The organism is Thioalkalivibrio sp. HL-Eb18 (genome assembly GCF_000364985.1).
Classification (GTDB): domain Bacteria; phylum Pseudomonadota; class Gammaproteobacteria; order Ectothiorhodospirales; family Ectothiorhodospiraceae; genus Thioalkalivibrio.
Genome location: NZ_KB822961.1, coordinates 114,595 through 140,571, shown reverse-complemented (window position 1 = coordinate 140,571; position 25,977 = coordinate 114,595). Strand labels below are relative to the sequence as shown.

30 protein-coding genes and 1 tRNA gene are annotated in these 25,977 nt (G+C 64.3%); 10 read left to right on the top strand and 21 right to left on the bottom strand.

Annotated elements, in window-relative coordinates:
- Nucleotides 1-11 precede the first annotated feature (11 nt).
- From F813_RS0102125 to F813_RS0102105, 5 genes are all read right to left on the bottom strand, one after another.
- Nucleotides 12-683 carry a flagellar hook assembly protein FlgD gene (locus F813_RS0102125; protein WP_017925369.1) on the bottom strand — a complete coding sequence of 224 codons (672 nt, stop codon included), beginning with the start codon at nucleotides 681-683 and terminating at the stop codon, nucleotides 12-14.
- Between the two features lie 13 nt (nucleotides 684-696).
- On the bottom strand, nucleotides 697-1,116 hold the full coding sequence (gene flgC, locus F813_RS0102120; RefSeq protein WP_017925368.1) for a flagellar basal body rod protein FlgC: 420 nt from the start codon (nucleotides 1,114-1,116) through the stop codon (nucleotides 697-699).
- A 36-nt stretch (nucleotides 1,117-1,152) separates the two neighbouring features.
- Nucleotides 1,153-1,563: a flagellar basal body rod protein FlgB gene (flgB, locus tag F813_RS0102115; RefSeq protein ID WP_038059930.1), complete on the bottom strand. Its 411-nt coding sequence runs from the start codon at nucleotides 1,561-1,563 to the stop codon at nucleotides 1,153-1,155.
- 170 nt (nucleotides 1,564-1,733) lie between these two features.
- Nucleotides 1,734-2,549, bottom strand: coding sequence for a protein-glutamate O-methyltransferase CheR (locus F813_RS0102110; protein ID WP_017925366.1), 816 nt, complete (start codon nucleotides 2,547-2,549; stop codon nucleotides 1,734-1,736).
- Between the two features lie 273 nt (nucleotides 2,550-2,822).
- Nucleotides 2,823-3,752, bottom strand: coding sequence for a chemotaxis protein (locus F813_RS0102105; RefSeq protein WP_017925365.1), 930 nt, complete (start codon nucleotides 3,750-3,752; stop codon nucleotides 2,823-2,825).
- A gap of 242 nt (nucleotides 3,753-3,994) precedes the next feature.
- On the opposite strand from F813_RS0102105, the gene flgA reads away from it, so the two are divergent.
- The 4 genes from flgA to F813_RS0102085 all read left to right on the top strand — a co-directional run bounded on the left by flgA (nucleotide 3,995) and on the right by F813_RS0102085 (nucleotide 6,509).
- The gene (flgA, locus tag F813_RS0102100; protein ID WP_038059929.1) at nucleotides 3,995-4,729 is read left to right on the top strand and encodes a flagellar basal body P-ring formation chaperone FlgA; all 735 of its coding nucleotides are present in this window, start codon (nucleotides 3,995-3,997) and stop codon (nucleotides 4,727-4,729) included.
- A gap of 131 nt (nucleotides 4,730-4,860) precedes the next feature.
- A complete protein-coding gene (gene flgM / locus F813_RS0102095; protein ID WP_026148101.1) occupies nucleotides 4,861-5,175 on the top strand; it encodes a flagellar biosynthesis anti-sigma factor FlgM in 315 nt (104 codons plus the stop codon).
- A 13-nt stretch (nucleotides 5,176-5,188) separates the two neighbouring features.
- Nucleotides 5,189-5,674, top strand: a complete 486-nt coding sequence (locus F813_RS0102090; protein WP_017925362.1) for a flagella synthesis protein FlgN — start codon at nucleotides 5,189-5,191, stop codon at nucleotides 5,672-5,674.
- Between the two features lie 118 nt (nucleotides 5,675-5,792).
- On the top strand, nucleotides 5,793-6,509 hold the full coding sequence (locus F813_RS0102085; protein ID WP_017925361.1) for a flagellar brake protein: 717 nt from the start codon (nucleotides 5,793-5,795) through the stop codon (nucleotides 6,507-6,509).
- Between the two features lie 97 nt (nucleotides 6,510-6,606).
- On the opposite strand, the gene F813_RS0102080 is transcribed toward F813_RS0102085, so the two are convergent.
- From F813_RS0102080 to F813_RS0102030, 11 genes are all read right to left on the bottom strand, one after another.
- Nucleotides 6,607-6,683, bottom strand: a tRNA-Pro gene (locus F813_RS0102080).
- An 83-nt stretch (nucleotides 6,684-6,766) separates the two neighbouring features.
- Nucleotides 6,767-7,123, bottom strand: a complete 357-nt coding sequence (locus tag F813_RS0102075) for a MerR family transcriptional regulator (RefSeq protein WP_012982329.1) — start codon at nucleotides 7,121-7,123, stop codon at nucleotides 6,767-6,769.
- Nucleotides 7,107-7,406 (bottom strand): integration host factor subunit alpha, encoded by a 300-nt coding sequence (locus tag F813_RS0102070; RefSeq protein ID WP_012982328.1) that lies wholly within the window; start codon nucleotides 7,404-7,406, stop codon nucleotides 7,107-7,109. Before F813_RS0102070 ends, F813_RS0102075 begins: the two co-directional genes overlap by 17 nt.
- Before the next feature lie 4 nt (nucleotides 7,407-7,410).
- The gene (gene pheT, locus F813_RS0102065) at nucleotides 7,411-9,771 is read right to left on the bottom strand and encodes a phenylalanine--tRNA ligase subunit beta (protein ID WP_017925360.1); all 2,361 of its coding nucleotides are present in this window, start codon (nucleotides 9,769-9,771) and stop codon (nucleotides 7,411-7,413) included.
- Nucleotides 9,771-10,799 (bottom strand): phenylalanine--tRNA ligase subunit alpha, encoded by a 1,029-nt coding sequence (pheS, locus tag F813_RS0102060; RefSeq protein ID WP_038029438.1) that lies wholly within the window; start codon nucleotides 10,797-10,799, stop codon nucleotides 9,771-9,773. Before pheS ends, pheT begins: the two co-directional genes overlap by 1 nt.
- 143 nt (nucleotides 10,800-10,942) lie before the next feature.
- Nucleotides 10,943-11,302, bottom strand: coding sequence for a 50S ribosomal protein L20 (rplT, locus tag F813_RS0102055; protein ID WP_017925358.1), 360 nt, complete (start codon nucleotides 11,300-11,302; stop codon nucleotides 10,943-10,945).
- A gap of 20 nt (nucleotides 11,303-11,322) precedes the next feature.
- Nucleotides 11,323-11,520 carry a 50S ribosomal protein L35 gene (gene rpmI, locus F813_RS0102050; RefSeq protein ID WP_017925357.1) on the bottom strand — a complete coding sequence of 66 codons (198 nt, stop codon included), beginning with the start codon at nucleotides 11,518-11,520 and terminating at the stop codon, nucleotides 11,323-11,325.
- A gap of 102 nt (nucleotides 11,521-11,622) precedes the next feature.
- Complete coding sequence (infC, locus tag F813_RS0102045; protein WP_081601270.1) at nucleotides 11,623-12,141, bottom strand: translation initiation factor IF-3; 519 nt, start codon at nucleotides 12,139-12,141, stop codon at nucleotides 11,623-11,625.
- 22 nt (nucleotides 12,142-12,163) lie between these two features.
- Nucleotides 12,164-14,080, bottom strand: coding sequence for a threonine--tRNA ligase (thrS, locus tag F813_RS0102040; RefSeq protein ID WP_017925355.1), 1,917 nt, complete (start codon nucleotides 14,078-14,080; stop codon nucleotides 12,164-12,166).
- 150 nt (nucleotides 14,081-14,230) lie between these two features.
- Nucleotides 14,231-15,223: an MBL fold metallo-hydrolase gene (locus F813_RS0102035; RefSeq protein ID WP_038059928.1), complete on the bottom strand. Its 993-nt coding sequence runs from the start codon at nucleotides 15,221-15,223 to the stop codon at nucleotides 14,231-14,233.
- A 147-nt stretch (nucleotides 15,224-15,370) separates the two neighbouring features.
- Entirely contained in the window at nucleotides 15,371-16,051 is a 681-nt protein-coding gene (locus tag F813_RS0102030) for a TVP38/TMEM64 family protein (protein ID WP_017925353.1), read from the bottom strand.
- An 88-nt stretch (nucleotides 16,052-16,139) separates the two neighbouring features.
- Here F813_RS0102030 and F813_RS0102025 point away from each other — a divergent pair, with 88 nt between their 5' ends.
- Nucleotides 16,140-17,165 (top strand): serine/threonine protein kinase, encoded by a 1,026-nt coding sequence (locus F813_RS0102025; RefSeq protein WP_012982319.1) that lies wholly within the window; start codon nucleotides 16,140-16,142, stop codon nucleotides 17,163-17,165.
- A 3-nt stretch (nucleotides 17,166-17,168) separates the two neighbouring features.
- Here the strand turns inward: F813_RS0102025 and F813_RS0102020 are convergent, their stop codons facing one another.
- Nucleotides 17,169-17,651: a hypothetical protein gene (locus tag F813_RS0102020; RefSeq protein WP_012982318.1), complete on the bottom strand. Its 483-nt coding sequence runs from the start codon at nucleotides 17,649-17,651 to the stop codon at nucleotides 17,169-17,171.
- Nucleotides 17,652-17,829: 178 nt separating this feature from the next.
- Nucleotides 17,830-18,270, bottom strand: a complete 441-nt coding sequence (locus tag F813_RS0102015) for a nucleoside deaminase (protein WP_012982317.1) — start codon at nucleotides 18,268-18,270, stop codon at nucleotides 17,830-17,832.
- Nucleotides 18,271-18,389: 119 nt separating this feature from the next.
- Here F813_RS0102015 and F813_RS0102010 point away from each other — a divergent pair, with 119 nt between their 5' ends.
- Entirely contained in the window at nucleotides 18,390-19,673 is a 1,284-nt protein-coding gene (locus tag F813_RS0102010; RefSeq protein ID WP_012982316.1) for a phosphatidylserine/phosphatidylglycerophosphate/cardiolipin synthase family protein, read from the top strand.
- A gap of 17 nt (nucleotides 19,674-19,690) precedes the next feature.
- On the opposite strand, the gene F813_RS0102005 is transcribed toward F813_RS0102010, so the two are convergent.
- The 3 genes from F813_RS0102005 to F813_RS0101995 form a co-directional block, all read right to left on the bottom strand.
- Entirely contained in the window at nucleotides 19,691-20,266 is a 576-nt protein-coding gene (locus tag F813_RS0102005; protein WP_012982315.1) for a histidine phosphatase family protein, read from the bottom strand.
- Between the two features lie 73 nt (nucleotides 20,267-20,339).
- On the bottom strand, nucleotides 20,340-20,726 hold the full coding sequence (locus F813_RS0102000) for a thiol-disulfide oxidoreductase DCC family protein (protein WP_012982314.1): 387 nt from the start codon (nucleotides 20,724-20,726) through the stop codon (nucleotides 20,340-20,342).
- Between the two features lie 4 nt (nucleotides 20,727-20,730).
- Entirely contained in the window at nucleotides 20,731-21,060 is a 330-nt protein-coding gene (locus F813_RS0101995) for a hypothetical protein (RefSeq protein WP_012982313.1), read from the bottom strand.
- Between the two features lie 209 nt (nucleotides 21,061-21,269).
- Between F813_RS0101995 and mtgA the strand changes: the two genes are divergently transcribed.
- The 4 genes from mtgA (at nucleotide 21,270) to F813_RS0101975 (ending at nucleotide 25,842) form a co-directional block, all read left to right on the top strand.
- Entirely contained in the window at nucleotides 21,270-21,992 is a 723-nt protein-coding gene (gene mtgA, locus F813_RS0101990) for a monofunctional biosynthetic peptidoglycan transglycosylase (RefSeq protein WP_012982312.1), read from the top strand.
- A gap of 133 nt (nucleotides 21,993-22,125) precedes the next feature.
- Complete coding sequence (locus F813_RS0101985; RefSeq protein ID WP_017925351.1) at nucleotides 22,126-24,426, top strand: mechanosensitive ion channel domain-containing protein; 2,301 nt, start codon at nucleotides 22,126-22,128, stop codon at nucleotides 24,424-24,426.
- A 61-nt stretch (nucleotides 24,427-24,487) separates the two neighbouring features.
- Nucleotides 24,488-25,174: a zinc metallopeptidase gene (locus F813_RS0101980; protein WP_012982310.1), complete on the top strand. Its 687-nt coding sequence runs from the start codon at nucleotides 24,488-24,490 to the stop codon at nucleotides 25,172-25,174.
- Between the two features lie 14 nt (nucleotides 25,175-25,188).
- Nucleotides 25,189-25,842 carry a class I SAM-dependent methyltransferase gene (locus F813_RS0101975; RefSeq protein ID WP_012982309.1) on the top strand — a complete coding sequence of 218 codons (654 nt, stop codon included), beginning with the start codon at nucleotides 25,189-25,191 and terminating at the stop codon, nucleotides 25,840-25,842.
- Nucleotides 25,843-25,977 lie beyond the last annotated feature (135 nt).

Sequence of the window (25,977 nt, the reverse complement as noted above, 5' to 3'; positions counted from 1 at the left end):
GTTTGTGTCCGTCAGCTGCTGATGCGCCGGACATCCGAGAAATTGATCTCGCCCAGACCCCGGACCATCAGGCCCAGGCTGGAATCGTCACCTACCGAAACGCTCTCGACGCGGGCGTCGAGAAAGACATCCACTGATTCACTACTGGAACCGCTCTGGGCCGACGCCCGAAATTCATATACGCCCGGGGCCGCAGGCGTCCCGTCATCGCGCAGACCGTCCCAGGTGAATTCCTGCAGCCCTTCACTGGCCGAACCCAGATTCATGCTGCGGATGCGTTCACCCGTGGGGCTGTACACCTCGACCTGCAACTGACCGGTGGACTGATCAAGGTCCACGGCACCACGCACCATGCCCTCCGGCCCCAGTTCGCTGAAATCTGTCGGTACCAGTACGTCCTTCCCGACCAGGGAGGCCGCCTGCAAGGTCTGGCTCTGACCCATGGATTGCGCCAGTTGCTGGAAGGACTTGGACAGCTCCTCGATGCCGGTCACGGTCGAGAACTGGGCCATTTGTCCAATGAACTCGCCATTTTCCATCGGTTCGAACGGGTCCTGGTTCTGCAGCTGCGTCACCATCAGCTTCAGGAAGTCGTCCTGACCCAGGCGATCCGTTTCCTTGTCGTCCTGCCTGGGACGTGACAGGCCCAGTCGATCCAGCATGTCCGGTGAAATCTGTGTCATGCGGCGCTCCGGTTTAGCCCTGGCCGATCTGCAACGTGCGCTGCAGCAGCTGGCGCGAGGTTTCCATCACCTCGACGTTCGCTTCGTAGTTGCGCGAGGCCGACATCATGTTGGCCATCTCCTCCACCACGCTGATCGCGGGACGGAAGATGTAGCCGTCTTCGTTGGCCTGCGGGTGATTCGGTTCATAGTGCGGCTGCGGCGGCGCCTGCGATTCGTCAATACCCGCCACCCGAACGCCGTTGGATGCGCCGTTCGGGTCGGCCTGGTTCATCACGGTCTGAAACAGCACCTGCTTCGCCCGGTAGGCCTCGTCCGGGTTGGTCGCGACGGTGTTGGCATTCGCCAGATTCGACGCGACCGTATTCAGCCGCACCGACTGCGCGGTCAGCGCAGAGGCCGAGGTGTTAAACAGCTTGAACAGATCACTCACGACATCACTCTCCTGGTCCCAGCGTTGGCGCTCGCATTAGCGCTCGCCCCGCAGGGCGTCACGGATGCCGGAAACCCGGCGGTTCAGGAACTCGAGGCTGCTCTGGTACTGCAGGGAGTTCTCCGCAAAGGCCGCTCGCTCCAGCTGCGGGTCCACCGTGTTGCCATCCAGCGACGGCTGTGACGGCACGCGGTAAAGCGTCTCCAGCGACCCGTTCGTGCCGCCCGATCCTCCAGGACCAATATGGCCCTGCTGGGTGCGCGCCATGGGCAGATTGCCGCCCTCACCGGCCGCCGCCTGCAATGCCGAGCGAAAGTCGATGTCGCGCGCCTTGTAATTGGGCGTGTCGGCATTCGCGATATTCGAGGCCAGCAGTTCCATCCGCTTCGCGCGGACGTTGACCGCCTCCGGGAGAATGCCCATCGCCTTGTCGAGAGAGAGACTCATCCGTCGTACCCCGTCCGCCAATTGCGAACTTCAGGTTCTTCGGGACGAAACCGCTTCGCCCCGCATGACAGGGACAAAGCAATTGGTGTGCCACTATGGGCTGACGAATGTCTGGATAGGGGTGCCGAGGTCGCCGGGAACGACCGTATGGGGAAGCGCTACAAGGCGCGTCAGCCCTTCAGACGAAGGACCGAGCCGTACTCGGTGCGAACGGTTTCGAAGGCCTGGGTGTAAGGGCCTGCGGTCTCGGAAGCGCCAAGAAACAGATAACCACCGGGGTTCATCTGGCGGGCGATTCCGTCAAGAACCTGTCGCTTGGTCTCTGCGGAGAAATAGATCAGTACGTTACGACAGAACACGATGTCGAACTTGCCCAGTGCCGCGTAGCTGTCGATCAGGTTGAGCTTCTGAAAGCGGCAGCGGCGCTGGATCTCCGTACGCACGCGATGGCCCTCCGCCACAGTCTCGAAGAAGCGGGCACGCCGCGCCTCGCTCAGGCCGCGCACGATACTCAGCCCGTCGTACACCGCGCGCCGGGCATCGTCCAGGATCTTCTCCGAGAGGTCCGTACCCAGAATCGACACCGGCACGACGCGTTTTGGGCGCGACTCTTCCCATTCGGACACCACCATGGAGATACTGTAGGCCTCCTGCCCGCTGGAGCAGCCGGCCGACCAGACCTTGATCCCCGCGCCCTTCTCCGCACGCTCCGGTAGCAGGACATGGCGCAGGATCTCGAACGGGAAGCCATCGCGAAACCAGGAGGTTTCATTCGTGGTCATCGCGTCGATCACCCGTGTGCGCAGGCGCGGATTGGGCGCCTGACGCATCGCATGCAGCAACTCCGGGACGCTCTTGTAGCCGAACTCGTCCAGCAGCCGCGACAGACGACTCGACACGAGATACTGACGGCTGTCGCCCAGTACCAGGCCACAGCATTCGGACAGGAAACGCGAGAACTCCTCGTAGTCGCGCGAGTCGATCACGAAGTCATCCTTGAAAGTCGACGGTGCGGGCGGACAGGCACGTTGATGACGAATCCTTGACAGCATGTCGGAAAACCCGGCCAAGGGGCACGCGAACCCCCATCCCGGACAGGGGCAGTATACGTGCAACCGCGCGGACGCCGACAGCATCCCAACGGGCGGTGGATGCGGCGCGCCATGGCCGCCGATCTTCACACGGCCGGCAATCCGTTACCGCTTCCATGCCGCCAGGGCCGAATCGGTCGATAAACGCAAACGGCGCGGGCACCGGCATCAGTCCTTGCGGGTCTGATCAAGTACAGCCTCGGCCAGCTCGTCGGGGTTGAACTTGGACAGGAAGGCGTCGGCCCCGGCACGCTTGACCATATCCGTATTGAACTCCCCGCTCAGTGACGAGTGCAGCAGAACCCGAAGGCCTTTCAGGCGATCGTTTGCACGAATTCGAGCGGTAAGGGTGTACCCATCCATGCGCGGCATCTCGATATCCGAGATCACCAGCTCCACCACCTCGTCCACGGTTCCAGCCTCGGCCTGCTCCTCCAGGAAATCCAGGGCCTCGCGACCGTCCTTGAAGACCACATACTCCCAGCCCAGGCCCTTTATCGCACCCTCGATCTGCTTGCGGGCGACCACGGAGTCATCGACGATCACGATCTTGCGCTGTCCATGCCGTGCACGCTCTTCCTCGGCCTCCGCACGTACCTCGTCGGAGACACTGGACGGCAATGGATTGACGATGGACAGCACCCGTTCGACGTCAATGATCTCGACCAGCTTGTTGTCGATCTCCGTAACCGCCACCAGAAACGACTCGCGCCCAGTCCCCCGAGGCGGTGATTTCACGTCTTCCCAGTTGACGTTAACGATCCGGTCGACCGCGGACACCCAGAACCCCTGCACCGACCGATTGAACTCGGTCACCACGACCTTGTGGTTGTCCGTCTCGCCCACGGCCGTGCGCAACCCCATGGCGCGCGCGAGATCGATGATGGGGACAGTCCCGCCGCGCAGCGTGGCCACGCCCCGCACGACGCTCAGCGATCCGGGGATCTGCCGCAGCGGCGGCGACGGGATCACCTCGCGCACCTTGAATACGTTGATACCGAAAGTCTGCGAGCTCCCCAGATGAAACAGGAGCAGCTCCATACGGTTCTGCCCCACCAGTTGGGTACGCTGATTCACATCGTCAATGAATTGACTCATTGTCCTGCTCTCCCCCTCGCCCAGCGGCCAGCCACCTCGACTCGCCGTCCCCAGTGTGCACCCCGTGGACCGACGCTGTCATGCTACAAACCGCCGTCGCATGCCGATTGCACGCGTTCTAGACCCGGTAACGGCCGGCCGTAGTCACTCTTGAGGGTACGACCCTTATTGCCTGGCATGCTTTCTGCTTGCACGTCTGTTCAAACCTCTCGAGTCCTGACGAGCCGACGCGCATCCAGCCCATGAACCAGCCAGCACTCAAACCTTCTATTCGCTCCTGGTGGCTTCCGGCCGCCATGGGCGTTGCTCTGGCTCTGGTCTCCATAACGGCACAGGCCGAGATCGAGGCAGTCGAGAACATCCGCCTGGCGGCGGAGCGCTTCATCCAGGAGGAGCTGAACGTCGAACCGGGCGACGAAGCGGTGGAAGTTCAGATCGGCCGCCTGGACAACCGCCTGCGCCTGGCCCGATGCAGCGAGGCGCTGGAGACCCGTTTCCCGCCTGGCGGACGGCGCGATGGCAATACGGCGGTACAGGTTCAGTGCGAGGCCCCCGTCAGCTGGTCAATCTATGTGCCAGTCACGGTCGAGCGTTACGCCGAGGTCCTCGTCGCCAGCCGCAACCTGCGGCGCCAGCACACGATCCTCCCCGGCGATGTGCGCACCAAGCGTATTCAGACCTCGCGCCATGCCGGGAGCTATTTCGAGACCAAGAGCGAACTGGTGGGACTGCAGACCCGGCGCAACATCCGACCTGGTCAGATCCTGGGCCAGCAGCACGTCACCCAGCGCGAGGTGGTCAGCCGCGGTCAGCGCGTCACCATCCTCGCCGAGAACGGCTCAGTGGTGATCCGCATGCAGGGCGAGGCACTGGAGAACGGCATACTGGGCGATCGTATCCGCGTGAAGAACACCTCGTCCGGCCGCGTCGTGGAAGGCGAGGTACTCGAGTCCGGACATGTACGCGTAGCCCTGTAGAATGGCGGTGTGTCTCGTCACCATCCACAAACTGTGAAACGAATCGAAAAGTCACGGCTCAAGGGGCTACAGTTTCAGCCGGCGCTGCCGCTAACCCCTGCAGTAGAATTGCAAAAACAGGAAACCGCATGATGGATATCAAAGGCCCGAACTCCCCCGGCCTGCGCCCGGACGGCAACAGCTCGAGCGTAAAGGGCCGCGACGAGACCTCCCGGCCCGACGCAGGCGCCCAGGGCAATGCACCCGCGCCCGCACGTCAGGATGACTCCGTCACTCTGACCGGCGCGGCGCAGGCAATGAACGCCGCCTCCGGGGCCGCTGGCAACGCCCCGTTCGACGAGGCGCGTGTCGCTGAATTGCGCGAGGCCATTTCCAACGGCCAGTACCCGGTAGACAACGAGCAGCTCGCCGATCGCATGATCGAGCTGGAAAGCCTGCTGCGCTAATCGAGACCCCACAATGTCGCCCGAACAACGCCACGCCTTTCTCCGCTCGCTGGAGGCCTCGATTCGGCTGAGCCACCAAATGGAAGACATCCTGCTGCAGGAGACCCGCGCCGTGGAATCGCGGGCAGCCGAGACCCTGAGCGACGTCGTGGCCCAGAAACAGACACTCCTGCAGGAGCTCGAGACCGAGAGCCGGCGACAGCGCGAGACGATCGAGGCGGCGGGCGAAACCTATACGCCCGAGGGCCTCGCACGGCTGTTCAGCCGGCTCGAGAGCAGCGCCGAGCTGGAGGACCACTGGCAGGCGCTGCGCCGTTCGGTGGAGCGCTGCAATACCCTCAACCAGGGGAATGCCCGACTGATTGATCGCGACCGTCGTCGCGTTGAGATGTCCATCCAGATCCTCCGCGGCGAGGAACCCGGCCCGGCCCCCACCTACGACCCCTACGGCCGCACCCAGTCCGGCAGCCGTACCGGTCGGCGCATCACCCGCGCATGACCCGCGCGCGCCCTGCGCGACACCTCTGCGCCCTTCTCCGTTCCGCGTCCGGGGCTGGTATTCCGGACCGCCCGGCAGTACCGTGCGGCTTGGCCCAATAATTACAACAACGCCACGCATGGAAGAGACCGACTACACCGTCGACAAGCCGGAGCGGATTGCCGGCATCCTCAAGGATCTGGATCACAAGCTCACCCTCGTCAACGTCCGTCTCGACGACGATGGCCCACTGTACAACTCCGCCCTGGTTCGCCTTGATTCCGGTGCACGCGAGCTCTTCCTCGACGAACTCACGCCCGTCGAAGCGAACCGCCACGCCCAGGAAGGCACCGGTATGCGGGTATTCGCCAGCCTGCGCGGGGTGGCCGTACGCTTCTCCACCGCCGTCTCGCGCATCGAACGCGAGGACGCCGGGGTCCTCTACGTCTGCCCCTACCCCGACACTCTGGAGTATCTGCAGCGACGCGAGACCTTTCGCGTGCATATCCCGATCAGCGAGCGCCCGCGCATCGAGTTGCAGTACCGCGAATGGAAAGACCCCGGTATCGGGGACCTGGCCGACCTGTCGGCTCAGGGGATGTGCGTGGAGGTACCGCAAGACTGGGTCGAAGCGCTCGAGATCGGGACCCCGATGCGGTTCGAGAACCTGCTGCTGCCCGACGTTGGCGAACGCCTGGGCGGCGACCTGCGCCTGGCCAACCGCCGTCGCAGCCCGCGCGACGGATATGTGTATGCTGGCTTCCAGGTCACCGGCATGAACCAGTGGCTGGAGCGGCAGTTCAATATCGCCCTGCTGCACTATCAGCGCGAGGCCCGACGGCGTTCGATGGAGTAACCGACGAGGCCAGCCTCCCCCTCACTCCAGACACAAAAAAGGCCGCTCAATGCGGCCTCTTGTTTCACCTGAAGAATTTTCTTCAAGCCGTTGAATTTGGTCGGGACGGCAGGATTTGAACCTGCGACCCTCTGCACCCCATGCAGATGCGCTACCAGACTGCGCTACGCCCCGAAGCCGCGAATCATATCCCATTCCCCGCGCCCACGAAAGGACCCGAGCGGCCAGGGCAACACTGATCAGTGTTGCCCTGAACCTCAGGCGCGCAACACGCGCAACACCGATTCCAGCTCCGAGATCGTGTCCTGGATGATCTGGCGTGCCTGCTGGCGATCGCCCTTGGCCTCGTCGCCGGAGAGCTTCTGCCGCGCGCCATTAATGGTGTACCCCTCTTCGTACAGCAGGGCCCGGATCTGGCGGATCAGGATCACGTCCTGGCGCTGATAGTAGCGCCGATTGCCCCGCCGCTTGACCGGCTCGAGCATCGGGAACTCCTGCTCCCAGTAGCGCAGTACGTGAGGTTTCACCTGGCACAACTCGGCAACCTCGCCAATGGTGAAGTAGCGCTTGCCCGGGATCGCGGGCAGTTCCTGGTGGTTACTCGCTTCCAGCATAGCTTTCGACCCGCTCGCGCAGCTTCTGACCCGGTCGGAAGGTGACGACACGGCGCGCCGAGACCGGGATTTCCTCGCCGGTCTTCGGATTGCGACCAGGCCGCTGGTTCTTGTCGCGGAGGATGAAGTTGCCGAAGCCGGAGAGTTTCACACCCTCGCCATCCTCCAGCGACTGGCGCATCTCCTCGAAGAACATCTCGACGAATTCCTTGGCCTCGCGCTTGTTCAGGCCTAGTTCTTCGTTCAGCGTGGCGGCAAGATCCGCCTTCGTCACTGCTGCCATGGAATCACTGCCTCAGGGTTGCCTGGAAGCGAGCGTGCAGATGCTCGACGACCTTGTCGGTGACGTTTGCCACGTCCTGTTCGCCTAGGGTGCGATCAAAAGCCCGCAAAATCAAGCCCAAAGCGAGGCTCTTTTCGTCCGGATTCAAGCCCTTGCCCTGGTAGACATCAAACAGCCGAACATCCTGCACCAGCTCCAGCCCCAGTTCTTCGATCGCGCTCAGCACATCACCGGCCGGAACGGTCTCCTTCACTACCAGGGCCAGATCACGCCGGATCGACGGATAGGGCGACAGCGGTGCGAACTGCGCGACCGGTGCATGCAGGATCGCCCGGGCATCGAGATCGAACAGATACACCGGCCCCACATCGAACCGCTTGCAAAGCGCCGGGTGCAGGCGACCGACCCAGCCGATGGGACGATCACCCGCCAGAATCCGCGCGGACTGCCCGTCGTGGAGCGCAGGATGTTTCTCCGATCGAAAGCCCAGCGGCGCCTCCACCGAGGCGCAAAGCGCCTCGACGACACCCTTGGCATCAAAGAAATCGATGCGACGCGACGCGGTCTCCCAGTGCTCCGGCTGCGCCCGTCCGCCCAGCAGACCTGCGAGACGCGGCTCCTGGCGCAGGCCGGAGGCATCCGGCACAAAACGCAGGCCATGCTCGAACAGCCGCAGATCCGGCTGCTGGCGCGCCTGGTTATAGGCCGCCGTGGCGACCAGACCGGGCCACAGGCCGGGGCGCATCACCGCCAGATCGCTGGAGATCGGGTTGGCCAGTGCCAGCGGCTCCACCGTGGGATAGAAGGCCCGCGAGGCCTCGGCATCGATAAAGCTGAAGCTGATGACCTCGTGAAACCCCTGGCTCGCCAGCTGATCGCGCAGACCACGCAAGGCCGGCGGCCGCTCAGCCGGCGCCACCGGGGACGGCAGACGCTGCGGCAGCCGGTCGTAGCCATGCACCCGGGCCAGTTCCTCGATCAGGTCTTCCTCGCGTTCCATGTCGAAGCGGGCGCGCGGGGCCCGGACCTGCCAGCCGTCGTCCGTGGACGCAACCTTGCAACCCAGGGCACCGACGATACGCTCGACCTCGTCATCCGCGAACGTCGTCCCCAGCAGCCGCTCGATACGAGGCCGGCGCAGCTGGATCGGTTGTTCGAAATGAGAAGACGGCAGCTCACCGACGCGCTCCACCGGCCCGCACTGCCCGCCACAGATCTCCAGCAACAGACGCGTCGCACGCTCCATGGCCTGCTCGACCAGCGTCGGATCCACACCACGCTCAAAGCGATGCGAGGCGTCGGTATGCAGCCCATGGGCTCGCGCCCGCCCGGCCAGCGCCAGCGGGGCAAAGTGGGCACACTCGAGCACCACCCGCGTCGTGTCATCGTCCACGGCGCTGTCGGCGCCGCCCATGATCCCGGCCAGGGCCACCGGAGCAGTCGCCGAGGCGATCACCAGGTCCTGCTCGGCGAGCTCGACTTTCTGGTCCCCGCCCAGCAGGGTCAGCGACTCGCCGGAGCGCGCCCAGCGCACCTCGATGGTGTCACCCAGGCGTCCCGCGTCGAACGCATGCAGGGGCTGGCCGCGTTCCAGCATCACGTAGTTGGTCACATCCACGATCGCGCTGAGCGGCCGCACCCCGGCCCGCCGCAGGCGCTCGGTCATCCACAAAGGCGTGGACGCACGCGCATCCAGACCGTCGAGCACGCGCGCCGCGTACAGCGGGCAGGCCTCGGTATCCTCGACCTGGATCGCAACACGTGCGTCCAGTTCCGCCCCGGCCGGCTCGGCCACGTTCTCGTTCAGCGGCCGATCGAGCAGCGCCGAGCATTCACGGGCAATCCCCCGCATCCCGAGACAGTCGGCGCGGTTCGGGGTCAGGTCCACCTCCAGGATGTAATCATCCAGACCCAGCGCCGTGCGCAGGTCGGCGCCGATCTTGAGGTCCGCGGGCAGTGCGAGCAGGCCCTCGGCGTCCTCCGCAAGGCCCAGTTCGCGTGCCGAACACAGCATGCCCGCGGAGGCGACGCCTCGCAGCTTGGACTTCTTGATCTTGAAGTTGTCGGGCAGCACCGCGCCAACCACGGCGACCGGCGCCACCATGCCCTCGTGCACATTGGGCGCGCCGCAGACGATGGTCAGCGGTTCGGCCTCCCCAACATCGACCTGGCAGACACGCAGACGATCGGCATCCGGATGCGGCTCCACCTTCGCCACCCGGCCCACGCGCACACCACTGAACGCGGGTGCCGCCGCCTCGATCGCGTCCAGCTCCAGCCCCGCCATGGTCAGGCGGTGGCCCAGCTCCTCGGGGGTTTCGTCGATCTGCAGCCAGTCCCGCAGCCACTGAATACTGATGCGCATTAGCCGGTCCGTCCGAATTGGCGAATGAATCGGATGTCGTTGTCGAAGAACAGGCGCAGGTCATTCACGCCGTGGCGCAGCATTGCCATCCGCTCGACCCCGAGACCGAAGGCAAAGCCGGTGTACTGCTCCGGGTCGATGCCCACATGGCCCAGCACGTTCGGATGCACCATGCCGCAGCCCATCACCTCCAGCCAGCCGGTATGGCTGCACACCCGGCAGCCGTCACCGCCGCAGTGCACGCACTGGATATCGACCTCGGCCGAGGGCTCGGTGAACGGGAAGTACGACGGACGAAAGCGCGTGGCCAGGTCGTCGCGGTCGAAGAAGCTCTGCAGGAACGCGCTGAGTACGCCACGCAGATCCGCGAAGGTGATGTCCTCGTCCACGCAGAGCCCCTCCACCTGGTGGAACATCGGGCTGTGCGTCAGATCGGAGTCGCAGCGGTAGACCCGCCCCGGCGCGATCACGCGCAGCGGCGGCTTCTGCTGTTCCATGGTGCGGATCTGCACCGGCGAGGTATGGGTGCGCAGGACGCGGTGCGCGTCAAAATAGAACGTGTCGTGCATCGCCCGCGCGGGGTGATGTTCGGGGATATTCAGCGCCTCGAAGTTGTGGAAGTCATCCTCGACCTCGGGGCCTTCGGCCACGCGGAACCCGAGTCCGGCGAAAAACGCCTCAATGCGCTCCAGCGTATGGGTAATCGGATGCAGCGAGCCTTCGGGCAGACGACGTCCCGGCAGGGTCACGTCCACCTGCTCGCTGGCCAGCTGCTCGGCCAGGGCGCTGTCGGCCAGGGCCTGCTTGCGGGCCTCGATCAGGCCACCGATCTCGGTCTTGGCCTCGTTGACCTTCTGGCCGGCGGCCGGGCGTTCCTCCGCCGGCAGCTTGCCGAGCTCCTTCAGCTGGGCGGTAATCGAGCCCTTCTTGCCCAGGTACTGCACCCGGACATCATCCAGCGCCTTCAGGTCAGTGGCCGCCTCGATGCGGTCGCGGGCCTCGGCGACGAGCTGTTGCAGTTGCTCCACGTGCATTCCCCGAAAATGGTAGGCGACGGATGCCCGCCGTCCTGGTGTTCCCTGTTCCCGAAACAAAAAAGGGAGGGCGTCGACCCTCCCCTTTCCGGGACCCGCCAGGCAGCACTCCCGGCGGGTAATCCTGCAGGACCTCGTCAGGCCGGCAGTGCGGCCTTGGCCTTTTCGGCAATCTTGCCGAAGGCGGTCAGGTCGTGCACGGCCAGATCGGCCAGGCTCTTGCGGTCGATCTCGATCTCGGCCTTCTTCAGACCCGCCATCAGGCGGCTGTAGGACAGATCGAACTGACGGGCCGCCGCATTGATGCGGACGATCCACAGCGACCGGAACTGGCGCTTTTTCTGGCGACGGTCACGGTAGGCATACTGGCCGGCCTTGATGACGGCCTGGTTGGCAACGCGGAAGACGTTCTTCCGGGCGCCGTAGTAGCCCTTGGCCTGCTTGAGGACCTTCTTGTGACGGGCGTGAGCGGTTACACCGCGCTTGACTCGTGGCATGTCTTTCTTCCTCGGTCAGATCAACGGTACGGCAGCATTTTGCGCACGGCGGCGACATCCGCCTCGTGCACCATGGCCGGACTGCGCAGTTGACGCTTACGCTTGGTGGATTTCTTGGTCAGGATGTGGCTGCGGTGCGACTGGAACCGCTTGTACTTCCCGGACCCGGTACGGGCGAAGCGCTTGGCCGCACCCCGATTGGTCTTGATCTTTGGCATTGCTCTCTCCGGCATTTTGGGCCGTACCCGATTCGGGCCGGCCGTTTATGGGAGGACCGGCAGGTATGCGGAGACCTGCGCGATCCTTGTTGTCTGACCGGCCTACTTCTTCTTGCCGGTCAGCACCATGATCATCTGGCGTCCTTCCATCTTCGGCCGCTGCTCGACGACCGCGATATCGGACATGTCCTGCTCGATCTTGTCCAGCAGCTCGCCACCCAGCTCCTGGTGGCGCATTTCGCGACCGCGGAAGCGGATGGTCACCTTGCCCTTGTCGCCGCCCTCGATGAAGCGGCGCAGGTTGCGAATCTTGACGTTGTAGTCGCCCTCGTCCGTACCCGGACGGAACTTCACTTCCTTGATCTGGATCTGTTTCTGCTTCTTCTTGGCTTCCTGCGCCTTCTTCGCCTGCTCGAACTTGAACTTGCCGTAGTCCATGATCCGGGCCACGGGTGGCTCGGCATTCGGTGAGATCTCGACCAGGTCCAGGCCGCTTTCCTGGGCCATTTCCAGGGCCTCTGCAGTACTGCAGACGCCGCGATTCTCGCCCTCGGCGTCGATCAGTCGGATTTGCGGGCACGTGATCTGATCGTTCAGGCGGACCGTTTTCGCTGCGCTAATAGCCTTCTCTCCAGTTCAAGGTTCAGTGTTGGCGACTGGCGACCTCCTCCCGGAGGCGCTCGCCGAAGGCCTCGACGCTCATCACGCCAAGGTCTTCTCCGCTTCGTGTACGCACCGCGACCTGCCCGTTTTCCTTTTCCTTGTCACCAAGGACCAACAGGTACGGCACGCGCTTGAGCGTGTGCTCGCGAATCTTAAAGCCGATCTTCTCGTTTCTCAAGTCGGACTCGACCCGGAATCCCTTGTCCCGCAGCGCCCTGGTGACCTCGCGGGCGTAGTCGTCCTGGCGCTCGGTGATCGTCAGCACCTCGGCCTGCACCGGGGCCAGCCAGGTCGGAAAATGACCGGCGTAGTGCTCGATCAGCACGCCGAAGAAGCGCTCTACCGAACCCAGCAGCGCGCGGTGGATCATGATCGGACGGCGGCGCTCGTTATCCTCGGCCACGTATTCCATGTCGAAACGCTCGGGCAGGTTGAAGTCCAGCTGTACCGTGGAGCACTGCCATTCGCGGCCGATCGCGTCGTGGATCTTGATGTCGATCTTCGGGCCGTAGAAGGCGCCACCGCCCTCGTCCACCGAGTACTCCAGCCCCTTCTTCTCGATCGCGGAGCGCAGCGAGGCGGTCGCGTGCTCCCAGATCGCGTCGGAGCCGACCGCGTCTTCGGGCTTGGTCGAGAGGTTCACGTCGAACTTCTCGAACCCGAAGGTCTGCAGGACCTCCAGCGTCAGGTCGATCACCGCCATCACCTCGGCCTCGATCTGGTCCTCGCGGCAGAAGATGTGGGCGTCGTCCTGGGTGAAGCCGCGCACACGCATCAGCCCGTGCAGCGCGCCGGACATCTCGCGGCGGTAGACCGTGCCCATCTCCGCCCAGCGCAGCGGCAGGTCGCGGTAGGAATGCAGCCGATCCTTGTACATCAGCACATGGAACGGGCAGTTCATCGGCTTGAGCTGGAAGGCCTGGTGCTCGTCTTCCATCGGCTCGTACATGGACTCGGCGTAGAAGTCCGCGTGGCCGGAGGTCTTCCACAGCTCCAGGTTCGCGATGTGCGGCGACACGACGAAGTCGTAGCCCGCCTTCTCGTGCATGTCGTACCAGTATTTCTCGATCTCGCGACGGATGCGCGCGCCCTTCGGGTGCCAGAACACCAGACCGCCACCGGCCTCGTCCTGGATCGAGAACAGGTCCAGCTCCTGGCCGATCTTGCGATGATCGCGGCGCTCGGCCTCCTTCAGGCGTTCCAGATGTTCCTTCAACTGGTCCTTGTTCGGCCAGGCAGTGCCATAGATGCGCTGCAGCATCTCGTTGTCGGAATCGCCGCGCCAGTAGGCACCGGCCACCTTGGTCAGCTTGAAGGCCTTCAGCTTGCCGGTGGACGGGATATGCGGGCCACGGCAGAGGTCGACGAAGTCGCCCTGCTTGTACAACGAAATGTTTTCCCCCTGCGGAATGCTGGCAATGATCTCGGCCTTGTACTCCTCGCCCATGTCGCGGAAGTACTTGACCGCCTCGTCGCGGTCCATCAGCGAGCGCTCCACCGGCAGGTCCTGCTTGGCCAGCTCCTTCATGCGCTTCTCGATCTTCTCCAGATCCTCCGGCGTGAAGCCGCGGTCATAGGCGAAGTCGTAGTAGAAGCCGTTCTCGATGGTCGGGCCGATGGTCACCTGCGCCTCGGGAAAGAGCTGCTTGACCGCCTGCGCCATCAGGTGCGCGGTCGAATGCCGGATGATCTCCACCCCCTCCGGGTCGCGGTCGGTCACGATCGCAACGTCCGCGTCGTCGTCGATCTCGTGGCGGGCATCGACCAGCTGGCCATTCACCTTGCCGGCCAGGGTCGCCTTGGCGAGGCCCGGACCGATGTCCTTGGCCACATCCAGCACGGTGACTGGATGATCGAACTCGCGGCGGCTGCCGTCGGGGAGGGTTACTGCGGGCATTGCGAGGCTCCTTCGCCGACCCATACGCGGGGTCGAACGTCGCGTATCAGAAATTGAAGATTGCCGGAAACGACAACGGCGCGAAGCGTATCACACGCCCCGCGCCGCGGCAGGTTTCCCGGCCTGCAGCCGGGATTCCCGGATAGCCCCTTACATGTGCTCTTCGATGAACAGATAGGTCCGGTTCACGTTGGGGCGGTGCCAGTCGTCGTAATGGCGCAGGTGCTTGAACTCTTCAAGGTCCGCGAGCCGCTCCACTACCTCGTCCAGCGACTCCCAGTCCTCGATCCCGGCGCTCACCTCGCGCACCAGCAACTCCAGGTAGTCGCCGGTATCCTGGCGCGCCTCGGCCATGTCGGTGGCCCGCCCGTGGCCCGGCACCACGATCTCCGGATCGATGGATTCCAGATGTCGGAACGCCTCCAGCTTCTCCATCGGGTTGCTGAACGGATGGATCCCCAGCATGCGCTCGGTGTAGACGATGTCGCCGGTGAATACGACATCCTCGCCCGGCAGGTGGACCATGATATCGCCCGGGAAATGGGCGTCCCCGGCATAGATCAACTCGAAGTCGACCCCGCCCACCGTCAAGGTGTATTCGTCGGCATCAATGGGATTGGGTGCCGGCACCGGCTCGGTGCCTTCCATCGCCTCTTCGCCGACTGCATTCGCCAGCGAAGCGATCTGACTCTCACCGCGCTCGGCCTGGGTGCTGGCAGTGCGCTTGAGCGCAACCAGCTCCGCGCCCTGCTCCTGGAAGTAGCCATTGCCCAGCCAGCGATGATCCTGCGAACCCACCGAGATCACATGCGTGATCGGCTGATCCGTGACCTCGGCGATGGCCTCGGCCATGCGTTCGGCGACCTTGTAGCTCGGCCCCGAGTCGATCAGGACCACGCCCTCGTCGGTCACGACAAAGCCCGTGTTGTTGGTGAAACCAAGATTCTCCGGCGTGCGGTTCTCCAGCGAGCCGTAGAAATACCAGACGCGATCCGTCAGCTGGATCGGCTCCAGCACCGTCTCGATGGGCCGGTCGTGGGGCTCGTCGTTTTCGTCCCCGGCCTGCGCAATCAGGGCCAGGCCCATCAGCACAACGGCCAGCACTGGCCCTACGGTCCAGCGCCTCTTCAATTGCCTATCCATCCAAACATCCTCATTAAGCGGGTTTCGCCCCCGGTTGGAGAGCCTGCAAACGTGTCGCGCGTACCCCGGCCTTGGAACGCCCGTTCGGACCGTTATTGGTTTTCAGCGATTATATGCGCTTTCGCACATATTTAGACAGGGTTCACATCAGCACCGTGGCTGCGAGTCTCCTGTCGAACCATGCAGCGCACGAACGACCCACCGCGCCGCCAGCGGGAACAGACCGACCGCTACCAGTGAGGCAATCAAGCCGGGCGAGAAAATCCCTTCGGGCCCGTCCAGTCGACTGATCTGAGTACCGGCATTGGCAAAGACGATCGTGGCCGGGAGCATTCCCAGTTGCGACACCCAGTAATACGTCCACGTCCGGATGTGCATCAGGCCCATGCCTGCGTTGATCACAAAGAAGGGGAAGGCCGGCGTCAGACGCAGCGCGAACAGGTAATAGGCCCCCTCGCGCTCGAAGCCACGATTGATGGGGTCCAGGCGATCCGCGAACCGGCGCTGCAGGGGCTCGCGCGCGATCGTGCGCGCCACCAGAAATGTTAGCGTCGCGCCCAGTGTGGAGGCGAAGGACGACAGCACGCTGCCCCAGAAAACGCCGAAGATAGCCCCGCCCGCCAGCGTCATGATCACGATACCGGGCAACGACAACGCCGCCACCACCACATACACAAGGAAGAACACCACCGCCACCAACAGCGGGCGGGCCGCACGCTGATCCTCCAAATCGCCCTGCGCCGCCTGCAGGCGCTCGAACTCCAGGAAACGGCCCAAATCGAGCGCGAAGAACGCGATCAATGCAGCCACCGCAAGGATGGCCACCACCCAGTACGCTCGATTCACCGGCCCTCTCCCGACACACATTCGTCAAAACGCTGGACCCGGACGCTGCCCGCGTGCGTACATTGGCCGCATGAATACACAGCCCCACCCATACGATGCCCTCAAACCCACCGTTATTCTCGATGCGGTGGAAACCACCGGCCTGCGCTGCGATGGCCGCCTGCTCGCGCTGAACAGCTACGAAAACCGGGTGTACCAGATCGGCATCGAGGATGCGACGCCGGTCATCGCGAAGTTCTACCGCCCCGGCCGCTGGAGCGACCAGGCGATCGTCGAAGAACATGCGTTCAGCCAGGAACTGGCCGCTCGGGAGGTTCCCGTGGTGGCGCCCTTGGCTGGGCAGGACGGGGAAACGCTGCACCATCATCAGGGCTTTCGCTTCGCGGTTTATCCGCGCTGCGGCGGCCGCACGCCGGACCTGGAGCAGTCCGTTACGCTGCAGCGCATCGGACGGTTCATTGCGCGAATTCACGAAGTGGGCCACAGCACGCCGTTCCACGAACGCATCACGCTGGAACCGGGGACTCTGGGTGAGCAGGCGCGGCAGGACGTGCTCGCCTCCGGTTACCTGCCCCCGGGGCTGCAGACGGTCTACCGTGACCTCAGTGCGGACCTGATCAGCCGCATGCAGCGAAACACCGAGGCCGTGGGCCCCGTCCCGCAGCTGCGGCTGCATGGCGACACCCACCCGGGCAACATCCTGTGGACCGACGACGGCCCCCACTTCGTTGACCTCGACGACGCCTGCAATGGACCCGCAATGCAGGATCTGTGGATGTTTCTCTCCGGCGAACCGCCGGAGATGGCGGGGCAGCTACGCGATCTGCTGGGGGGCTACGAGACGTTCATGCGCTTCGACCGCCGCGAGCTGGGCCTGATCAACACCCTGCGCACGCTACGTATCCTGCGCCACGCCGCCTGGCTGGCCCGCCGCGCGGACGATCCCGCGTTCATCGACGGATTCCCCGTGTTCTACACCCCGCGCTACTGGGAAGAGCACATCCTGACCCTGCGGGAACAGGCGGCCGCACTGGACGAGCCTGCACTGGAACTGGACAGCCCGGGGGCCGTGGCCAGGGGCTACTGGGATCTGTAGTCCTCAGGCCTGCAGGTCAAAGTGCGATCCGAGGTGCTCGTTGGAGTTGGACTGCACCGAGCCATCGGGCATGAAGGTCTGGCCCATGTCCGCTTTGTCGTCCGGATCGGCGTCCATCCGGGGGGCATCGTCAGCCTGCTGGGTCCCATTGACCTGACCGCCAGCCAGCGGCATCGCGGTGGCCTGGGTTGGCGGGGACGCGTTGATGCCCTGGGGCGAAAATGCCGCCTCGTGTGCCGTGGGGGCGTGCGTGGTGGCCGCAGGCTGAGCGACATGCGGGGAGGTCGAGACGCCCGCGCCCAGCCCGTTGACCGGACCGTTCCCCTGCGCTTGCATGGCGGCCTGTGCCTGCTGGGCGGGCTGTGCGTGTGCCGCGGGCCCCGCCTGTGCCGCCTGGTTGCCGGCCTGCCCGGCGTTGTTCGTGGCCTGCGCCGAATGGGCCGGCCGCGCCAGGGCCGCCTGATTCATGCCAATGCCGTCGATCATGGGGTGCTCCCGGTTTTCATTGCATCCGGCTCCCAAGCAGCGACCATGCCAGAACAGTGGCATTGACCGCGAAGGGCACCATGAGGCGCTCCCCGGGGCGCCTGCCCCTTGTCGCTGCCTTGTCCGGGGCGGCAACCAATATCCGCCCGCCAGCAAGGGTGTTCCGGTCAACCCGGGGTTATTCGCAACCGATATCCTCGTGCCAGAGGTCCGGGTGGCGTTCGATGAAGGCGGTCATCAGTTCCTGGCAGGCGGCATCCTGCAGCACATCGACCTGCACACCATGCGAGCGCAGCCAGTCCTCCTCCCCCATGAAGGTGGCGTTTTCGCCGACCACCACACGCGGGATGCCATACAGTACGATCGCCCCGCTGCACATCGCGCAGGGCGAGAGCGTCGTATAAAGCGTGCATTCTCGGTAGACGCTCGCGGGCTGGCGTCCGGCGTTTTCCAGAGCATCCATCTCGGCATGCAGGATGGCGCTGCCGCTCTGAACCCGCCGATTGTGCCCGCGGCCGACGATGCGGCCGCCGTGCTCGATGACCGAACCAATCGGGATACCCCCTTCATCCCAGCCGGTTCGCGCCTCGTCCAGTGCTGCTTCCAGAAACGGATTCATGACATTCGTCCAGGGTTGCTCGCAGCGCATTGTGTACACTCAAACACGCGGGTTCTACACCGGCACCACCCAATCCCTCCCCGCCCTCCCTGTAGCGGGTTCGATACAAGAGGCCTACCATGCGCCGCCGCGTCATCGGCATTCCTGTCGGTATCCTCCTGGGCCTCGCGCTTGCCTTCGTGCTGGTGAACGTTGCCCTCTTTAACCTCCTGCCGAAACCCGACCGGGTGAAGTCTCCGGTGGCCATCGACTACGGCACCTCGGACAGTGCATTTCGCCGCGGGATGGGGCTCACGCTGCAACAGCCGATTGTTTCCGGCAATGCACTGGAACTGCTGCGTGACGGCGAGGCGATCTACGACGCCAAAATCGAGGCCATCGAGGCTGCCGAGCATACAGTCACGTTCGAGGTGTACGAGTTCTGGGGCGACCAGGCCGCGCGCTTCGCAGAGGCGTTTGCACGCGCGGCAGAACGCGGGGTTAGGGTGCATGTGGTCATTGATTACATCGGCTCGGTCCACGCCTCTCAGGAAAAATTCGACCGCATGACCGATGCCGGCGCGGAGGTTGTGCGCTGGCGCAAGCCCTCCTGGTATCAGATGTCACGTTTCAACCACCGCACCCACCGCAAGATTCTGGTGGTGGACGGTCGCACAGGATTCATTGGCGGCGCCAATGTGGCGGATTCCTGGGTGCCCGGTGAGGATCGCGAACCCTACCGTGACAACCACTTCCGCGTTACCGGACCTGTGGTGGGCAATCTGCAGGCCGCGTTCATGGAAACCTGGCTGGATGCGATGGGCGAACTACTGCTGGGCGATGCCTACTACCCAGAGCTGGAGGCTGAAGGCGAGCTGGATGCGCAAGTCGTCAACAGTGCCCCGCGCGAGGGGCGCCATCGGGTCCGCAAAATGTTCCTGCACGCACTGGCCGCCGCAGAAGACCAGGTGACCATCGCCACGGCGTATTTCTATCCCGACCCGGACTTTCTCGTCGCCCTGACCGAGGCCGCGGAGCGCGGCGTGGAGATCCGGGTACTCATGCCGGGCGACACCATGTCCTTCGGCTTCGTGCGTCACGCCTCGGTTAATCGCTGGCGACCGATACTGGAAGCCGGCGTGGAACTGTACGAATACCACCCGCGGATGTATCACTCCAAGCTGGTCAGCGTGGACGACCGCTGGGCCAGCATCGGGTCTGCCAATCTGCATAACCGATCATTCCGCCTGAATGACGAGACCAACCTGAACATTTTTGATGAAGACTTTGCCCGCTCGATCCGTGAACTGATCGAGGAAGACAAGGCCGATGCCGAGCGCATGACGATCGAGGCCTGGGAGAATCGCCCCTGGAAGTACCGGATCTATGGCTGGATCGCGCGCATTATTGGGCCCTACATATAGAGGGCCCGCGCGCTGGGTCAGTCGGTGACGGGCCGAGCCCGACCGTCGGCATCGAGCTGTACCACCAGCATATCGCCCGCACCGAGACTGCGCCCCGACAGCCCCATGACGTTCGCGCGATGCGTGACATATACCGCCGGTCCCGCATCGCGCGCGACCTCCGCCGCCAGATGTGCGTGCCACGCGCGCATCCAACGCTCCCGATCGGATTCGTTAGTGCGAAAGATCGAGCCCAACGCACCCAGGATCTGCGGCTCGCCATAACCCAGCAAACGGGCCGTATCCGCATTCCGGCACCATGGGCCGGCGAACACCCGGATTGCGTCCAACCCGGCCGCGCGCAGGCGCTCGCCAATCTCGCGAGCCTGCTCCCGCCCCGCCGCAGAGAGGTTGCGCTGGGTGGAACAGTCTTCCAGTTCGAAGCCCGCGGGGTCGCCGATCCCCGGCGCGGCCGCATGCCGCATCAACAGGATCCGGTGGGGCTCCTGTAACTGGGCCACGAGCGCGCGCTCGCTGGCCAGGTCATTCGCCCACAGCGGGGCCATGAGGATCCACCCCAGTACACAGACCACACCAACCAGCAGCCGCTTCACGGACGCGTTTTCCTCGAACGGTGACGCCAACAGGCGTCGAAATACCGGGGAAATGCGGTGGCCCCGTATATGCCTAGCGATTGGGGTGACAGACCCCGTGATCGCAGCGCGCCCGCCAGCGTCGACGGGCAATCCAGTTATAGGCCCGATCCATCAGGCGCACCACGGGAGGCAGCCGCGCGAGCACCGCCCCCAGCGCGCGGTAATACGGCAGCTGCCGCCAGACAACGACAAACGCCCAGGCGCCACTGTGGATCTGCCCCGTGGCGTCGACCGCGTGCATCCGCCGCATCGCGGCATCCCAGTCGATCCCCCACGGCTCGAGTGGCGAGGCGTCGGCATGGATATCTCGCCAGTCCACGTGACCCGCGTGATCCAGACGCTGGTAGTGCCCGATCTCGCGACGGCAAAGCGGACAGCCACCATCAAAAAAGACCACTGGACGCCGCGGGGAACCCATGGGGTCAGGCGTGACCCACCGGGCCCAGGTACTGGTGCTCGGACTGCTGCAAGGACCCCAGCGCGCGTTCGACGACATCCCGCGCCAGGTCACGCGTCATCTCCGGATGTGCAGGGATCATGTCCGTGCGCACGGCGAGTGCCATCGCCAGCGCCTGGAGCACGTCACCATTGCAGGTGTCGCCCAGCACCCCGATCTCGTGATCAAGGGTATCGACCAGCCGGTCAAGCAGCTGCTGTACGCGTACAGCGGAGCCGGTTTCGGGGTGCAAACGAAACTCGAAGGAAACAGCCTCACCGCTGGGTGTCGTATACCGATAGGGCATTACGTCCATGAGTCTCTCCTTCTCTTTCGCGTGGATGGGGTGGGGTCACCAGACAATACTCCGGCTTGCAAGGTTGGGCCACGTACGACACAAACAGTTCACCCGATGACGAGATTCCTCACCGGACGTCACTGAATGGGTATCCACGTGAAGGGCGCTAGTCGAGGTATTCTTTTGCCCATGAACGCCGTTTGCTGCTTGCACCCAGGGAGATACTGATGGCCCGTCAACAGCGCGGACTCATCGCACCCCTCCTGAGCGCGCTGGCCTGGCTGCTGGCCGGGGCGCTTGCTCTTGTGATTACCGTCGCACTCGGGCTGATTGTCCTGTTCGCCAAGGTCAACCCGCCTTATGGTATGGCCATGGTGGTCGCCACGGACTGGCAGACCGCCTCGCGCCTGCGCCCGGAATGGCAGCGACTGGATGATCTGCCACGCCACTTGATGCTCGCGGTGATCGCGGCGGAAGACCAGAACTTCCCCGTGCATCGCGGTTTCGACTGGGGATCCATGCGTCAGGCCGTGGATGACCACATGCTGCGGGGACAGCGCCTGCGCGGGGCCAGTACGATCAGTCAGCAAACGGCCAAGAACCTCTTTCTGTGGCACGAAAGATCCTGGATGCGCAAGACACTGGAAGCGGGCCTGACCGCGGGCATGGAGACCGTCTGGCCCAAGCGACGCATCCTCGAGGTGTACCTGAACCTGGCGGAATGGGGCCCCGGCATCTACGGCATCGAGCACGCGGCCCAGCACTACTTTGGCGTCCCGGCGCGCGAGCTGGACCGCCACCAGGCGGCACGCCTGGCCGCGATCCTGCCCAGCCCCGGTGCCTACAACCCGGTGCACCCGGGACCGCGGCTGACCCAGCGCATCGCCTGGATCGAACGCCAGATGAATCAGCTGGGTATCGCCTGGCTGGATCCCATGCTGCTGGAATAGTCCCTGCGCTCGCTCCGCGGGCGTGAAAATGCCTTGTCGTTTCCCTAGACTACATGCCTCCGCTGTCGCACGGATGCTCGCACTGGCGTCCTCCTGGCGACCCGCGAACCCCGTCCAAACCCGAGGTCCGCCCGTGTCCCCCAGCCGCTTTTTGCGTCTCCCCATCTTCCTCCTCCTGACCCTCTTCTTGCTGTCGCTGCTCATGCCCCTGGGGACCGTTCAGGCCCAGGAGGGCGGTGACGGACGCGATCTGCATGACGCGCTGATCGAGGCACTGGAAAACGAAGAGGCACGCGAGCGCCTGCTCGAGACATTGCGTGCCGAACGGACCGGGAACGACGAAAGCACGGCAGACGAGGCGGCCGTCGACACCGACGAGCCGATGTCGATCCCGCGCCAGATCGCCCAGGTCACACAATCGCTCGCAGAAGGCACGGTGCAGGAGATTCGGGCGCTGAACGAGATCGCCACGGACATTGGCGAACAGATGCGCACGATCGATCTAGTGGTGTTTGGCGCCGGCGTGCTGGACCTGGCGATCCTGATTGTGCTGACGGTTGCCGGCTTTCTGATTCTGCGACGCCTGGGCCACCCGATGTTCGCCGCCCTGGATCGCTGGGTGATTCACTCACCGAGGCAGTATCACCTGCTGCGTGCGCTTCCGGCGGTCCTGCTGGCGGCGCTGATCGACTTTCTGGTCGTCCTTCTGGCCTGGGTGGGGGGCTATGGGCTCGCACTCTTTGTCCTCGGGGAATCCGGCGAGATGCTCATGCGGCATTCGTTGTTCCTCAATGCCTTCCTGCTGATCGAAGTGACCAAGGCGGCCCTGCGATTGATCTTTGCCACGCGCTATCAAGGCCTGCGGCTGCTGCCGATGGCCGGTGACGAGGCGGCCTACTGGAATGCCTGGCTGGCACGCCTGGTGACCTACATCGGTTACGGCCTGCTTCTGCTGGTACCGATCACCAACAATCACATCTCCAGCGAGGCCGGCCGTTCGCTCGGCCTGCTGGTGATGCTGACCGCCTTCCTCTATGCAGCGGTCATCATCCTGCAGAACCGTCAACGCGTGCATGACCGCCTGATCCTGGTCGCCAACCGCGCCGGCTTCGCCTTTACGCGCATGATGCTGACGTTTCTGGCGAACGCCTGGCACTGGATCGCGCTGCTCTACTTCCTGACCCTGGCGATTGTCAGCATTACCCGCCCGGAAGATGCCCTGCCCTTCATGGCCAGGGCCACCGGGCAAACGATTCTGGCCATGTTCATCGGCGTCTTTGTCGCCAACGTGCTCAGCCAGATCATTGGCCGCGAGATCCGGGTCCCGGACGAGACACGGGTCAAGTTCCCGATGCTCGAGGCCCGCCTGAACTCCTATATCCCCAAGGCCCTCAAGACGATGCGCCTGGTGATCCTTCTGATCGTGCTGGCTGTCATCCTGGACGCCTGGGGCCTGTTCAATCTCGGCGCCTGGATTGCCTCCGATGCAGGCATGTATGTCCTCGGCACCGCGATCTCGGTCGCCCTGATCCTGATCGGTGCGCTGGTCATCTGGCTTGTATTCGCCAGCTGGATCGAGCACCGCCTGAGCCCGAATACCGGCGAGGGCGAGCCCGGCGCACGCGAGAAGACCCTGCTGACCCTGTTCCGTAACGCGGTCGCCGTCGTGCTGGCCGTGATGACCACCATGATCGTGCTGGCCGAGATTGGCGTGAATATCGGCCCGCTGCTGGCCGGCGCCGGTGTACTCGGCCTGGCGGTTGGCTTCGGCGCGCAAAAACTGGTGCAGGACATCATCACCGGGGTGTTCATCCAGCTGGAGAAAGCCATCAACACCGGGGATGTGGTCACGGTGGCCGGGATGACCGGCGTGGTCGAAAAGCTCACGATCCGCTCCATGGGGCTGCGCGACCTGTCCGGGACCTACCACCTGATCCCGTTCTCCTCGGTGGATGCCGTCTCCAACTACATGCGCGATTACGCCTATCACGTGGGCGAGTATGGCGTGGCTTACCGCGAGGATATCGACGAAGTCATCGTGCGCCTGCGCGAGGCCTTCGAAGAGCTCAAGGAAGATCCCGATCAGGGCCCGAACATCCTCGACGAGATGGAGGTCCATGGCGTGACCGCGCTGGCCGACAGCTCGGTCAACGTGCGCATCCGCATCAAGACCCTGCCGGGGATGCAGTTCGGCCTCGGCCGTGCGTTCAATCGCCTGGTCAAGAAGCACTTCGACGCCGCCGGCATCGAGATCCCGTTCCCGCACCAGACCATCTACTTCGGTCAGGAAAAGGACGGCAGTGCCCCGCCCGCGCACTTACGCCTGACCCAGGAAAAGGGCGAGGGCACCGACGACGGGCGCGACTACTCGAAAGACCAGCGGGCGCGCCCCAATCCGAAGCACAAGGGCGATTACGACGAAGCCGAGGACTGAGGCCGCGTGGAATTCGCACGGGCTACTTCCCCCGGGACGGAAGTCGAGCCATGATGAAGGCATGCGACTGCTGATTCTGCTCGCACCGCTCGTGCTGCTCCTGGCCTGGGCCCCGAGCTGGTGGGTACGCCAGACGATGAAGAAGTACAGCCAGCCGGAGGACCGCTACGACGGGACCGGCGCAGAGCTGGCGCGTGATCTGCTGGATCGCCATGGCCTGCAAGACGTGCGTGTCGAATCCACCCGCGACGGCGACCACTACGACGCCTTTGATCGCGCGGTACGGCTGTCGGAGGACAACCACGATGGCCGCTCGCTCACCGCAATCACCGTGGCCGCGCACGAAGTGGGTCATGCGGTGCAGCATGCTCAGGAATACCCGCCCCTGCGCATGCGCAGCAACCTGGTCTGCCTTTCCCGTTACGGCCAGCAGATCGGGGCCTGGCTGATGGTCGCAATCCCCGTGATCACTCTAATCGCCAGGCATCCGGCGCCGGGCATCCTGTTTTTCCTGGCCGGGATCCTGTCGATGGGGCTCGCCGCGCTGGTGCACTTCGTCACCCTGCCCACCGAATTCGACGCGAGCTTCCGCCGGGCCCTGCCCATGCTCCGCCGGGGCAATTACCTGCACCCGCCGGACTACCCGCATGCCCAGCGCATCCTCAAGGCCGCGGCCTATACTTACCTCGCTCAGTCCCTGATGAGCCTGTTGAACATCGCGTCCTGGTTCCGCTTCCTGCGCCGTTAGGGAAACACTGACGCATGGCCCGATGTCCGTTGTGCGCCAGCCTTCTGCACCCGTTCTTCAGCCGCGGGGTGCGTGATCCCTCGCCCGGGGGTTACCAGCGCTGTCGCCATTGTTCCCTGATCGTCCTCGAGCGCGAGTACTGGCCCACACCCAACTTCGAGCGCGACTACTACCAGACGCACGAGAACCGCCCGGATGATGCCGGATATCGGCGCTTCCTGGGCCGCCTGCTTGCGCCGCTGGAGGCGCACTGTCCACCGCCAGCACAGGGCCTTGACTGGGGCTGTGGCCCTCATCCGGTACTGGCGGACATGCTGCGTGCGCGGGGCTATTCCATGCAGGCCTTTGATCCGGTTTTTGCGCCCGACCGCCCGCACGCCGGCGAATGCTTCGATCTCGTCACCTGTACCGAGGTCCTCGAACACCTGCATGACCCGATCGCCACACTTGCGGGGATGGCCGCCCTTCTGCGCCCCGGCGGCACGCTGGCGATCATGACCGGCTGGCCGCCTCCCGCGGCGGCCTTTCATCGTTGGCACTATCGCCGAGACCCCACCCATGTGGCCTTCTACGGGCCCGACACCCTGCGCTGGATCGCCGCGCATCTTGGCTGGGAGATCCACCTGACGGCGCCGGACATTGCGCTTTTCGGAACCCCACGGCCCTAGGGAGACGCTGATTGAATCGCACGTCCGCGTTGGTGCCCCCTGTTTTCCGAGACAAGGCGCGTCGTGCAGCGGGTAGTGGTTCTACCCACAAGCGGCGCAACGCAGGATCGGGGAACAGGGGGCACCAGCCCCACC